Annotated in this window: 11 protein-coding genes; 2 read left to right on the forward strand and 9 right to left on the reverse strand. The window is 68.4% G+C overall.

Annotated features, from left to right (window positions below):
• Nucleotides 1-291: 291 nt before the first annotated feature.
• The gene (locus DMH01_RS08330) at nucleotides 292-723 is read left to right on the forward strand and encodes a nucleoside deaminase (RefSeq protein WP_125676604.1); all 432 of its coding nucleotides are present in this window, start codon (nucleotides 292-294) and stop codon (nucleotides 721-723) included.
• Here DMH01_RS08330 and DMH01_RS08335 read toward each other — a convergent pair.
• Nucleotides 720-1,979, reverse strand: coding sequence for a GGDEF domain-containing protein (locus DMH01_RS08335; RefSeq protein WP_233621450.1), 1,260 nt, complete (start codon nucleotides 1,977-1,979; stop codon nucleotides 720-722). The genes DMH01_RS08330 and DMH01_RS08335 overlap by 4 nt on opposite strands.
• 223 nt (nucleotides 1,980-2,202) lie before the next feature.
• Between DMH01_RS08335 and DMH01_RS08340 the strand changes: the two genes are divergently transcribed.
• Complete coding sequence (locus DMH01_RS08340; RefSeq protein WP_125674842.1) at nucleotides 2,203-3,153, forward strand: chitinase; 951 nt, start codon at nucleotides 2,203-2,205, stop codon at nucleotides 3,151-3,153.
• Between the two features lie 433 nt (nucleotides 3,154-3,586).
• Here the strand turns inward: DMH01_RS08340 and DMH01_RS08345 are convergent, their stop codons facing one another.
• The 8 genes from DMH01_RS08345 to DMH01_RS08380 form a co-directional block, all read right to left on the reverse strand.
• Nucleotides 3,587-5,125 carry an amino acid ABC transporter substrate-binding protein gene (locus DMH01_RS08345; protein WP_125674844.1) on the reverse strand — a complete coding sequence of 513 codons (1,539 nt, stop codon included), beginning with the start codon at nucleotides 5,123-5,125 and terminating at the stop codon, nucleotides 3,587-3,589.
• Nucleotides 5,126-5,174: 49 nt separating this feature from the next.
• Nucleotides 5,175-7,199, reverse strand: a complete 2,025-nt coding sequence (locus tag DMH01_RS08350) for a hypothetical protein (RefSeq protein ID WP_125674846.1) — start codon at nucleotides 7,197-7,199, stop codon at nucleotides 5,175-5,177.
• Between the two features lie 182 nt (nucleotides 7,200-7,381).
• The gene (locus tag DMH01_RS08355) at nucleotides 7,382-7,897 is read right to left on the reverse strand and encodes a hypothetical protein (RefSeq protein ID WP_233621451.1); all 516 of its coding nucleotides are present in this window, start codon (nucleotides 7,895-7,897) and stop codon (nucleotides 7,382-7,384) included.
• A 123-nt stretch (nucleotides 7,898-8,020) separates the two neighbouring features.
• Nucleotides 8,021-8,290 (reverse strand): hypothetical protein, encoded by a 270-nt coding sequence (locus DMH01_RS08360; RefSeq protein ID WP_125674848.1) that lies wholly within the window; start codon nucleotides 8,288-8,290, stop codon nucleotides 8,021-8,023.
• A gap of 86 nt (nucleotides 8,291-8,376) precedes the next feature.
• Nucleotides 8,377-9,009 carry a TetR/AcrR family transcriptional regulator gene (locus DMH01_RS08365; protein WP_125674850.1) on the reverse strand — a complete coding sequence of 211 codons (633 nt, stop codon included), beginning with the start codon at nucleotides 9,007-9,009 and terminating at the stop codon, nucleotides 8,377-8,379.
• A complete protein-coding gene (locus tag DMH01_RS08370; protein ID WP_125674852.1) occupies nucleotides 9,006-9,857 on the reverse strand; it encodes an NAD(P)-dependent oxidoreductase in 852 nt (283 codons plus the stop codon). The genes DMH01_RS08365 and DMH01_RS08370 overlap by 4 nt, the downstream gene beginning before the upstream one ends.
• 12 nt (nucleotides 9,858-9,869) lie before the next feature.
• Nucleotides 9,870-11,036: an acyl-CoA dehydrogenase family protein gene (locus tag DMH01_RS08375; protein WP_091597231.1), complete on the reverse strand. Its 1,167-nt coding sequence runs from the start codon at nucleotides 11,034-11,036 to the stop codon at nucleotides 9,870-9,872.
• Nucleotides 11,033-12,985, reverse strand: coding sequence for a biotin carboxylase N-terminal domain-containing protein (locus tag DMH01_RS08380; protein WP_125674854.1), 1,953 nt, complete (start codon nucleotides 12,983-12,985; stop codon nucleotides 11,033-11,035). Before DMH01_RS08380 ends, DMH01_RS08375 begins: the two co-directional genes overlap by 4 nt.
• Nucleotides 12,986-12,988 lie beyond the last annotated feature (3 nt).

The following is a 12,988-nucleotide window of genomic DNA, read 5'->3' on the forward strand; positions in this document are numbered from 1 at the left end:
GAGGAGTGTCGCAGATATTCAGGACAGGTCCGGTCCGCATTGGGCTCGGCGGCCATGTCGCGAAAGCCACTTTCAGGACGTCAGACGTCGCGAAAGTGGCTTTCGCGACATGCCTCCGGCAGCAGCGGGAGCGCACGTCACGACCACCCCATCGGCCGACCGCGCCGACGTTGCGAAAGCCACTTTCACAACGTTGAAGGTTGCGAAAGTGGCTTTCGCGACGCACCGCCGTCGCCTTACCGCTCACCACTCACGAGCCGTAAGGTGAACCGCGTGATCGATCCCGCGCGCATGCTGTCCGTCGCCCGTGAAGAGGCCGAACTCGGCAAGGCCGAGGGCGGGGTCCCGATCGGTGCAGCCCTCTTCGACACCGCCGGCGTCCTGCTCGGCCGCGGCCACAACCGCCGGGTTCAGGACGACGACCCGTCGATGCACGCCGAGACGTCGGCCTTCCGGAACGCGGGCAGGCGGCCGCACTACCGGGACACGATCATGGTCACCACCCTGTCCCCCTGCTGGTACTGCAGCGGGCTGGTACGCCAGTTCGGCATCGGTCACGTCGTCATCGGCGAGGCCACCACGTTCGAGGGCGGGCACGGCTGGCTCGAGGAGCACGGCGTCGAGATCACCCTGCTCGACGATCCGGCGTGCACCGCGCTGATGACCGAGTTCATCCGGGATCACCCGGACCTGTGGTTCGAGGACATCGGCGTCCCGACCTAGGTCTCGGCCTCGAAGACGACGGTCCGGTTACGCCCGGCCCCCTTCGCCGCGCGCAGCGCCTGATCCGCCGCGCCGACGAGCCGGTCGAGCGTCTCACCGCAGGCGGGATGCGACGACACTCCGATCGAGACGGTCGCCCCGGCGAACTTCCCATCCAGTGAGACGAACGTCGAGGAGATCCGGAGCCGGATGCGTTCGGCGATCGCGTGCGCGTCGAACCGGCTCGTGCCGGGCAGCAGGACCACGAACTCCTCGCCGCCGAACCGGCCGACCAGGTCCGCGGCACGGACCTCGGCGCGCAAAGTGTCCGCCACGGCCCGAAGGACGTCGTCGCCGACGTGCCTGCCGTGCCGGTCGTTGAGCCGGGCGAAATGGTCGAGGTCGAGCATCAGCAGCGAAAGATCGGCGCCACGGCCGCGAAGCAGCTCGAACTGGGTGCGGGCACCGTCCAACCAGGACGACGCGGTGAGCAGCCCGGTGCCGGAATCCGTGCCCGCGTGACCACGCAGGGCGCGCATCGTCCCCGCCCGGTGAAGTACCACGAGCGCACCCGCGAGTACCACGGTGACCAGCGGCCAGTCCGCCGCCGACCACGCGAGCAGCAATCCGAACGCGACCATCGCCGCGTCAAAGGCGAATCCCGACGGTTCCGCCCCGAATTCGGCCGCCGGTGCGGCCAAGGCCGCGTCGACGGACAGGAAGACCAGCCCGGTCGCGAAAACCAGCGCGAAACTTTCGAAATCCCTTGCCGCGCCGATGAACGGCGACGCACCCAGCAGTACCGGGATGATCGAGGCGCCGAGCGCAGAAAGCATGGTCGCGGACGCCGCGAACACTTGCCGATGCGGGATTCCGCGCCGGATCCGGAACCAGCGATAGCCCGCCGAGGCGACGACGAGCACCGCGGCCGGCGCGGGCGGCAGCAGGAGCACACCCGCGAAAATCCACGCCGCGTCCAGCCCGGCGCCGAGCCGGGTGTCGGCGCGGGATCGCTCGACCGGGCGAGAAAGCTCAGCGCTGAGGACCATTCCGGTTAACAGAGCGGAAAACGGAAGAAACGACGACGGCGCCGGCGGCCGCAGCACGAAAAGGTAGACAGTGGCGGCGATGGCGGCGAAGTCGACGAGGAGCAGGTAGCCGATCAGGCCTCGCCTGGGTAATTCCCACAGGCTCCACGACCCCAGTACGCGTCGCGGCGCGGCGAGCCGGTCTCTCCGGTCGCGGCTTCCGGTCGCCATCAGGGAGTCCCCCACCATTTCGGCAAACTAGCCGGTAATCGCGATGGTGTCGATCCGCTTTCCGGGTCATGACCCCCTACTAAGGTCGGTCGTTTCCGATGGGTGTTCCGGTGAATTCTTGACAGTCCTCAATGGTCTAGTCCACCGTGAGTAGGCGCACCCTCCCGGTTGATACGCCGCGTCAAGACGGAGGTGCTCCACACCTGCGCGCCTCGCCGCGCGCGTACCAGTTGGAGGACCTATGAAATCCTTACGACGCTGGGCGACACTGGCCACCACCATCGGCGCCGCTCTCGCCACGGCCGCAGGCCTGGCCCCCGTCGCCTCGGCGGCCCCGGACCCGGTGCTCGCCTCGCCTTATCTGTACCAGTGGTCGGGACAGACGGACCCGATCGCGGCCATGAACGCCACCGGCGTCAAGGCCTTCACGCTCGCGTTCATCCTCTCCGATGGCGGCTGCAACCCGAAATGGGACGGCAGCCGTTCCCTCACCGGCGCCGACGCCACGATGATCACCAACATCCGGGCCAAGGGCGGCGACGTCATCCCGTCGTTCGGCGGCTGGTCCGGCACGAAGCTCGGCCCCAAATGCGGCACTCCCGCGGCACTCGCCGGCGCGTACCAGAAGGTCATCGACGCCTACAAACTCAAGGCGATCGACCTCGACGTCGAGAACACCGACGAGTTCGAGAACTACACCGTCCAAGACCGGATCCTGAACGCCATCAAGATCACGAAGCAGAAGAACCCGGGTCTGCGCGTGGTCATCACCATCCCGACCGAGGTCGGCGGCCCCAACGCGCACGGGAAACGGCTCATCAACCAGTCGAAGGCGCTCGGCGCGGGTGTCGACGCGTGGTCGGTCATGCCATTCGACTTCTCCAGCGGCGGTGACATGGCGGGCAAGACCCGCAGTGCCGTGGACGGGCTGAAGAACGTCGTGAAATCCGCTTTCGGCCTGAGCGACGACGCGGCCTACCGGCGCAGCGGGCTTTCGTCGATGAACGGTAAGACCGATGTGGCGGGCGAGACCGTCAGCGTCGCCGATTTCCGCGCGATCCGCGACTATGCGGCGAGCAAACACCTCGCCCGGCTGTCGTTCTGGGCGGTGAACCGCGACTGCAACAACTGCGCGGGAATCTCGCAGGGCAAGTACGACTACACCAAGATCGTGGCGGGTTATACCGGCTGACTTCCGTTCCCCACCGGTGTCAGTCCGTGAAGGCCTCCTTCCCTACTCTCAGGGTAGGGAAGGAGGCCTTCACTACGCGTGGAGCGCGCTCAGCGACCGCAATATGAGGGACCGTGGTGCGAAAGGCCGATCGGTCCAGGCGTCGTGAGTGTTTCGGGTCGTTCTAACCGTCCTTACCACTCACGAGACCCGACCGACTCGGTACCTGTGCCCTTTGTGCTCGCCTGAGTACATGAAGGCCCCCTTCCTTGCGCCTGGCGCAAGGAAGGGGGCCTTCATGTACCTCGGCAAGGTATGAAGGTCGAGTTTCCTCGGCTGAGCCGAGGCAAGGGGTCCTTCGCCCGCAGCCGTTGTGACTGCTGCTACCTGAGCGACGCACCTGGCGATTGACCTGGGCATGGGGACAACCGCGGCCGGAATCCACATCGCCAGCTCAGCGACCGCAATCCGGCAAGGTGTTCAGCGGCCGCCCGCGCGACCACACGAGGTCGACCGGATGCACCGAACCGTCCGGATCGATCGACAGGATCGGCAGCGCCTTGTCGAGCTGATTCCCCGTCGCCTGGTCGAACGCGATGAAGCCGGTCGCGCCGGGCACCGGGGAGTTGCAGTCGATGCTGCGCACCACGTTCGCCACCGAGACCGGATCCGCCGACACGTTCTGCACGGCCGCTTCGACGGCCGCGGCGACCGCGTCGTGTTCGATCATCGCGGCACCGTCCCACAATTCCGCCTTGGGGAAACCGTGGGTGCCGGTGAATTCCGCGACGAAGTTGTCGTAGTTCTTCTTGTACGTGGGATGCGCCGGATCGGCGGTGAACATATCCCACTGGTCGGGATACGCGAGCGCCGTGTAGCGGAGCCGGACACTGATGTCCCCGTTCAGCTCCAACGGTTTCCCGGCGAGGGTGCTCGCGTCGTCCCCAGTCATCACGGTCACGGTGTCGAGTCCTTCGCAGGCGCCGTCGCCCGCCAGCGCCGCCACGAGGGCGCCGACATCGAGGCCGCGGCCGGCGAAGTAGATCAGATCGGGTTTCGCACCACAGATGTCGTTGTGCCATCTGCTGAACAGCCCCCGCAGGTACGCCTCACGCGAAGTGTCGATGAGTGGCTTGACGTCGTAGGTCTTCGTGAAGCTGACCGGGACCTTCGACGAGTTCTGGAACGCCTCGGCGAGCGTGGTCGCGTAGGTGTCCTCCTTGCTGACCCCCTGGATCATCATCACCCGCCGGAAACCGTGCGCGGCGATGTATCCGGCCGCGGCGCGGGCCTCGTCGGTGTTGGTCGGACCCACGCGGAAGAAGTTGTCGATCCGCGCGCCCTTCGGGTCGGTGTTCATGTTGTCCGCGGTGACGGTCGCGCCGATCGTGGCGATACCGTGCTTGGACAGTTCGGCCACCAGTGCCCGACTGTTCTCCGAGCTGGTGCCGACGTCGGTGACCGCCACGATGCGCTGGGCCGCGGCCGCGGCGACGATCTCCTCGGCGACGACGCGCCAGTGATCGGCGTTGCTCCCGTAATTGGCCAGCAGGAGCTTGATTCCCGGCGGCCCGTTCTTGGGCCACGCGGCGGTGATCGCGCCCTGGACCTCCCGCCGCACGAACGGGAACGGCTGGCTGTCGACCTTCGGATCGGGCGCGAGGTTCTCCAGCACCACGATGGACTTGAAGTTGTCCCCCTCCAGCTCGTTGCGGCTCTTGATGAGCTTCTCCAGCGGATGGAGCGGATCGTCGTCCCGCATCGGGCCGGAGTCGAGGTTCAGCCCGACACAGACGTACGACGAGCCGACCGACTCCTCGTCCGCGTCCACCGCCCGCAGCCCGGAACCGCAGGACTCCCATGGCCTGAACGACACCAGCACCGCCCCCAGCAGCAGGACCACGACCGCGAGCAGCAAGGCCCGATGGCGGCGCGCCCAGCCGCGGGGCCGGACCGGCGGTCCCGTCACCGCGTGTTCACGGGCCTCGGACATGCGTGCTCTCAACGAATCGAACCAGGACATCACAGAGTTCCGTTCCGGGTCAGGGGAATTCGCCGCGACGGGCGGCTTCCTTGGCCGACACGAGCGCGCCGACGTCGGGCTGATGCGACGTGGTGGCCAGCGCGGCGAAGGCGTTCGCGATCACCTGGTGCTGGGCCTGCCCGCGCACGGCGAACGGGTTGGCGGTCAGCCACCCCGCCGCGATGAGCCGGGCGACGTTGTTCCGGATCTCGGACCGGTCGTTCGGGCACCGCGCGTTGTCCAGGTTGACGAGTTCTTCGTACAGCTCCGCGTGATCCCGCTCGGGTGGCAGATCGTCGGGCGCGTTCAGGACCAGCTCGAGTTTCGCGATCCACTCCGCGTGCGGGATCCGGTTGAACTCGCGCTCGAAGAAGGTGACCACCTCGCCGATGTCGCCCAGCGCGAGATTGCAGTAGGCCAGGCGCACCGGATCCTGCGCGGTGTCCGGATCGTCGCGCAGGGCCTTGAACTGGTCGGTGTAGGTCGGCCCGTCGCCGTCGCCCCGCCGGGCCAGCGCGGACACCAGGTTCGTGGCGATCCACGGATGCAGGGCCGCCTGGTCGTTCGTGGAACCGGGCGAGTTCCTCGCCGTCGCCCACAGCGAGGTACGCAGTTCGGTCAGGATCCGCCCGACGTGCGGCTGGTCGATCCGGCTCTGCGCGGCGTCCGGGATCAGCCAGGGCGCGGTCGCGAACGGGGCCGCGGTCACGAAGTCGTCGATGTGGACGTCGTCGAGGTGCTCGGTCAACGCGAGCTCGGTCAGCCTGCGGTAGCAGGGATCCTGTTCGCCACGGGGATCGGTGGTGAGCAGGTCACGGCCGCCTTCGCGCGCGTCGGTGGCCCGCAACCGCCCCGCGAGCTGTTCGACCGCCGACGGGAGTCCACCGGTCGCCTTGTGCGCGAGCGTGACCTTGGGCGTGCGCGCGCCGGAATCGAGGATGCGCGCGATCCGCCCGATCGACTGGGGTGAGATCCGGACCGGGTAGTAGGGCGAGTCGAGCGCGCCGCTACCCGGGTTCGCCCAGTCGTCGTACGAGGCCTCCTCGCAGTCCGCGATCGGCCGGACTGCGGGCGGGGCGCCGGACGCGGGTTTCCACGGCGCCAGCCAGGCGGTCCCCCAGTCGTCGTGCCACCGCCCGCTGGTGGCGATCACCAGCAGCGCGTCGTGGGCATCGCGGTCGTTGGGATGCTGCACGGCGTACCGTTCCCGCGCGGCGATGAGGTCGGCGAGGAACTCGGTGCCGCCGGCGTGGTCGACGTCGTCGAGCACCACCACCCAGTTGTGCCAGTGCCTGCGCTGCGGCGAGATGTCGCAGGTGCAGGGGCTCTTCTCCTCCGGTTTGGCCATCCGGGGATGGTTCTCCCGGACGTCGCCGAGGAATGCCGCCATCAGCCACTCGTTGACCGCCTTGGCGTCGCGGGCGCTGCCGTGCGCGAGCCGGTTGAGTTCGAGCAGCGCGTCGAACGGGGATCTCCCCTCGGCGTTGGGGAAGTCCGCGAGCGACCGCAGGGCCTTGCCGAGCCGCGGCCGGATGTTCCGGACCAGATGCGGCAACGTCTGCCGGAACAGGTCCGCATACGGGGGCTCGACGAGGCCGGTCGCCTTCGCTGTCTCGGTCAGCGTGTCGAGCGCTCTGTCCAGCGCCGGTGTCCAGATGATTCCGTGGAAACTGTTGAGCAGCGACTTCAGTTGCGCGAGGTCTTCGTCGCGATTTCGGCCGGAAAGCTCCGCCTGAACCGCGATCAACGCGATCGTGAATCGAACGAACTGCGGTTTCGGCCGATTTCGCCATTTACTCGACAACCCGTAGGCCAGTTTCGTGAGCACGTCGATCGTGCCCGCCCTGCCGCCTTGCCCGAAATCGAATCCGGCGTGCACGACACCCCAGCCCAGGTCACGGCGGATCGCTTCGAGCGCCGTGGTCTTCCCCGAGCCGACCGGCCCGAGCAGCAACGTCACCGGCTGCGGGCGGGACGGATTCCCCGTCTCGCGATTGAGCAGCATTCTCCGGGCGAGCTGCACCGCGGGAGAATGTCGGTCCACACTCATTTTTCCTGTTCAGCCCCTAGTCGTACGCCGGGAGGAATGGAGAGTGCGGACCATCGTAGGTATCCGGCCGGAGTCAAGACACCGGAAAAAGGGCACTGGACACGAACGGACCAGACCAGGGATGAATCGTGATTCTTGTTCGACGATGCGCGACGCCGCCGCTCACCCGATCGGCGCTATCTGCCCCATTGCGGCCACCGGCCGCCGCCGGGATATCCACCGTGATTCCAGTCGTAATACCACTCGTGGTGCCCGGCGCGCGGATCCGGCCGTTCCTCGGGCGACGGAGTGGGTGTCGGGGACGGTGTCTCCGAGCCGTGCATCGACGCGGTCATCGGCGGCGGAGGTGCGACACTGCCGCCCGAAGGCCCCGACGGGACGGGCGAAGGCACCGCGTCGTCCGGGAACTCGACGGCCTGAGGGGCGATGGTCAGCGACGGCGGCGGGAATGGCATCCCCGGGACGACTTCGGCCTGTTCGGCCGGGATGAGCAGCGCGACCAGCAGTCCGCCGACGAAGACTCCGCCCGCCGAAAGCGCCGAGATCCGCCGGATCCTCCCGCTCCCGGGAGCGGCGTCCGGGGCCCGGTGCTTCGGCCCGCGCGGCCCCCGGCGACGGGGTTCAGCGCCGGCTTTCCGCATCAACTCGCTGAGGGCGTCCCCGCCGGAGTCGCGGCGAGCCGTGCGTGCCATCGGCACCTCCCTACCCGGTCCGTCGCTCGACGGCGACGGCCTCATCCCGGGGTGGATCCTAGGAACGCGGGAGGTGGTTGTAAACGGTCGTCGTCCACTGCGGACAGACGATGCGGTGAAGGGTCAGGCTGCTGCGGTGACCGCGATGGCGGCTTCGCCTGCCTCGGTCAGCTCGGCGGGCACGCGGCCGGTGACCGCGGCGGGACCGGTGGACTCGCCGGGGCGGATGTAACCGCCGCGAGCCAGCGCGTGCGCGGTCATCTGATCGCAACAGGCGAACCCGTCGATGAAGAGATCCGGCTCGCAGCTGCACGACATCTGGGCACGGCGCGCCGCGACCGCTCGCAGCATCGCCATCGCGCGATGGGACAGTTCGATCTCTGAACCGGACACCGGACGGACCTCTCTCGATCAGCCACCTGAATCAGCAGCACTTACACCGTGTTATCGGCCGCTGCTCCATCAGTGTTAACAAGATCTCAGACGTTGTCGGTGACTTCTTGGTTCCGTGAGATCTTCGCCGACGCCAGGGGCGGCTCCAGGACCCGCGCCCACTGGGCGACGATCTGCTTGCGCCGCTTCGTGTCGTCGGTCAGCAGGTTCGCCAGTCCCAGACCGCGGGCAAGATCGAGAGTGGCCTGGACCAGCTCGCGAACGCCCTGGTGGGACTCGTCGACGCCGAGCAGTTCGACCGTCACCCGGTGCGCTTCCCGCCCGACCCGCGCCTCCAGCGGCACCAGGGTCGCGCGCAGCGATTCGTCGGTCGACGCCGCGACCCAGAGGTGGAGCGCGGCGCGGAACAGCGGCCCGCTGTAGAGATTGAGCACCATGTCGACGGCCCGCTCGATCCGCGACCGCCCCGACGGGAGTTCCGCGGCGCGGGCGCGCAGTTCCACGATCTGGATCTCGCCGACATGCTCGACCGCGGCGGCGACCAGGTCCTCCCGGGTCGGGAAGTGGTGCTGGGCGGCACCGCGCGAGACACCGGCGCGTTCGGCGATCAGCGCGACGGTGGTCCCGTTCCAGCCCAGCTCCCCGATCGTCTCGACGGCGGCCTCGACCAGCCGCCGCCGAGTCGTCCGGCTGCGCTCCTGTTGTGGTTCGCGGATCATGGCCCTGATTCTGGGGTACGGCTTTCGACCCAGAAATCGAGCTGCAGGTCTTCCTCCCGCCCGCCGACGCGGTACTTCGAGAAGTCCGTGATCCCCTCGGCGGCCAGCACCTCGTCGTCGAGGTAGAAGTTCCCCGTCGCCTCGGTGCTCGGCTTGGTGAGGATCGCGTGCGCCGCGTCCGCCATGATCTCCGGCGTTCGGGACTTGGCCGCGAGTTCGGCGCCGACGACGTTGCGGATCGCCGCGGTGTCGATCGTCGTCCGCGGCCACAGCGAGTTCGCCGCGATCCCGTACTGCCGCAGTTCCGCGGCGAGCCCGACCGTCACCAGGCTCATCGAGTACTTCGCGATGCTGTACGCGAGGTGCCCGGCCTGGAACCACTTCTCGTCGAGGCTGATCGGCGGAGACAGCGTCAGGATGTGCGCGTTCTCCGCGAGCTTCAGGTACGGGATGGCCAGTTTCGACAGCAGGAACGACCCTCGCGCGTTGATGTCCTGCATCAGGTCGTAGCGCTTCATGCTGACGGATTCGGTCGGGGTCAGGTCGATCGCGCTGGCGTTGTTGAGCACGATGTCGATACCGCCGAACTGCTCCGCGGTCCGCGCGATCGCGGCCTCGACCGACGTGTCGTCCCGGACGTCGCCGACGATCGGCAACGCCTGCCCGCCGGCGTCCTCGATCGCCTTGGCCGCGGTGTAGAGCGTGCCCGGCAGCTTCGGATGCGGCTCGGCGGTCTTGGCGAGCAGGGCGATGTTCGCCCCGTCGCGGGCCGCGCGGATCGCGATGGCCTCGCCGATCCCGCGGCTGCCGCCCGAGATGATGATCGTCTTGCCGTGCAGCGTGCTCATGATTCGCGCCTCTCAGTAGGAGCGGGGCAGGCCGAGACTGTGCTGGCCGACGAAGTTGAGCACCATCTCGCGGCTCACCGGCGCGATCCGCCCCAGCCGGACGGCCGTGACCAGCGTGCCCAGCCCGTATTCGCTGGCGAGCCCGTTGCCGCCGTGGGTCTGCACGGCCTGGTCGACCGCGCGGATGGCGACCTCGGCGGCGGCGTACTTCGCCATGTTCGCCGACTCGCCGGCGCCGAAGTCGTCACCGGAGTCGTAGAGCGACGCGGCCTTCTGCGTCATGAGCTTGGCCAGTTCCAGTTCGATCTTGATCTCGGCCAGCGGATGCGCGAGACCCTGGTGGGTGCCGATCGGCGCGCCCCACACCTTGCGCTCGTTGGCGTAGGAGACGGCCTTGCCCAGCGCGTAGCGGGCGATGCCGAGCGAGAACGACGCGCCCATGATGCGTTCGGGGTTGAGCCCGGCGAACAGTTGCGCGATCGCCGCGTCCTCCTCGCCGACCAGCGCGTCGGCGGGGAGGTGGACGTCGTCGAGGAACAGGCCGAACTGCTTCTCCGGCGAGATGATGTCCATCTCGATCTGCTTGTACTCGAAGCCGGGTGTGTCGGTCGGGACGGTGAACAGCGCGGGCTTGAGCTTGCCGGTCTTCGCGTCTTCGGTGCGGCCGACGACCAGGACGGCGTCCGCCTCGTCGACACCGGAGATGTAGACCTTCCGTCCACTGAGGACCCAGCCGTCGCCGTCACGTTTCGCGGTGGTGGTGATCTTGTGCGAGTTCGACCCGGCGTCCGGTTCGGTGATCGCGAACACCATCCGCCCGCTGCCGTCGGCGATCCCGGGGAGCCAGCGCTTCTTCTGCTCCTCGGTGCCGAACCGCGAGATCACCGTGCCGCAGATCGCCGGCGAGACGACCATGAGCAGCAGCGGGCAGCCCGCCGCGGCGAGTTCTTCGAGCACCGCGGCGAGATCCGCGATCCCCGCTCCCCCGCCGCCGTACTCCTCGGGCAGGTTCACGCCGAGGTAGCCGAGCCGTCCGGCCTCGGCCCACAGCTCGTCGGTCTTGAGCCCGGCACGGGCCTGTTTCGCGTAGTACTCGTGCCCGTACTTCTTGCCGAGTTCGGCGACCGCTGCCCGCAGCGCGACGCGCTCCTCGGGCTCGGTGAAGTTCATCGCGTTCATTCGTCGTCTCCTACCACCGCGAGGATCGTGCCCACTTCGACCTGTTGTCCGACCACCACCGGGAGTTCCGTCACGACGCCGTCGGCGGGCGCCGCGATCCGGTGTTCCATCTTCATCGCTTCGAGCCACAGCAACGGATCGCCGGTCTTGACGGTGTCGCCCGCTTCGACCGCGAGCCGGACGACCGTGCCCGGCATCGGCGCCACCAGCGATCCGGCGGCGAGCGCCGCGTCGGGATCGGTGTACCTCGGCACCACCCCCAGTTCGACGGTGCCTTCCGGGGAGTCGACGTACACGGTGTCGCCGTACCGGGCGACGGCGAACTTCCGCCGTACCCCGGAAACCTCCAGGACGACGGCACCACTTTCGGCGGAAACCAGTTCGACACCTTCGAAACCGTCGGCCCGCAGGCCGTCACGGCCGAGGCTGTAGCCGACCTCGATCTCGTCATCACCTTGACGAAAACGTTTGCGCTGCCCCTGGGAGTGGACGTTGCGCCAGCCGCTCGGCAACCGCCGCTGCACCTGCGCGGTCGAGCGGTTCGCCGCCGCCTCCGCCAAAGCGGCGGCCAGTGCGGATATCCGTACAGTGTCCACAGTGGCCAGTGGACGGGCCAAGGTTTCGAGTCCGTGCCGGTCGAAGAACGCCGTGTGGGTCTCTCCGGCGAGGAAGGCCTCGTGGCGCAGGACGTTCACCAGCAGGTCGCGGTTGGTCACCACACCGTGGATCTCTGCGCCGGCCAACGCTCCGGCCAGTGCCCGTGCCGCGCTCCGGCGGTCGGGGGCGTAGGCGATGACCTTGGCGAGCATCGGGTCGTAGTGCACGCCGACGGTCTGGCCGCTGACGAAACCGGAGTCCAGCCGGACACCCGGACCGACTTCGAATTCCCGTCGTGCGGCGGGAATCTCGAAGCGGTGCAAGGTGCCGCTCTGCGGCTGCCAGCCCGCGGCCGGGTCTTCGGCGTAGAGCCGGACCTCGATCGCGTGCCCCCGCGTCTCCGGCTCCTCGATCGGGAGGTGCTCGCCCTCGGCGATCCGCAGCTGCAGCGAGACGAGGTCGAGCCCGGTCGTGGCCTCGGTGACCGGATGCTCCACCTGGAGCCGCGTGTTCATCTCCAGGAAGTAGAACCGCCCGTCCGGTCCGGCGAGGAACTCGACCGTCCCGGCACCGACGTAATCGATCGCCTGCGCGGCTTTGCGCGCGGCGTCGAACAGCGCCTCCCGCATGGCTTCGTCGACGAACGGCGACGGCGCCTCTTCGACGACCTTCTGGTGACGGCGCTGGATCGAGCACTCCCGCTCCCCCACCGCCCACACCGTGCCGTGGGTGTCGGCGAGCACCTGGACCTCGATGTGACGGCCGGTCTCCAGGTACCGCTCGCAGAACACGGTCGGGTCGCCGAAGGCCGACGCGGCCTCCGCACTCGCGCCTTCGACGGCCTCGGCCAGTTCGCCGAGTGAGCGCACGACACGCATCCCGCGTCCGCCACCTCCGGCGGAAGCCTTGACCAGCAAGGGAAGGTCGGCTTCGGTGACCTCGTCCGGGTCCAATTCGGACAGGATCGGGACCCCGGCCTCGGCCATCATCCGCTTGGACTCGACCTTGGAGCCCATGCTCTCGATGGCTTCCGGCGGCGGGCCGACCCAGATGAGCCCGGCGTCGATCACGGCGCGGGCGAATCCGGCGTTCTCGGACAGGAAACCGTAGCCGGGGTGGATCGCGTCGGCGCCGGTCTCGACGGCCGCCTTGATCAGCAGTTCGGCGCGCAGGTACGTGTCGGCGGGCGCGTTGCCCGGCAGGCGGACGGCGACGTCCGCCTCGGCGGTGTGCGGCGCGTCGGCGTCCGCGTCGGAGAACACCGCGACCGTGCCGATCCCGGCGTCGCGACAAGTACGGAACACGCGGCGGGCGATCTCACCACGGTTGGCGACCAAGAGTTTCTGGATCACTTC

The sequence above is a fragment of the Amycolatopsis sp. WAC 04182 genome (assembly GCF_003947465.1).
Lineage (GTDB): Bacteria > Actinomycetota > Actinomycetes > Mycobacteriales > Pseudonocardiaceae > Amycolatopsis.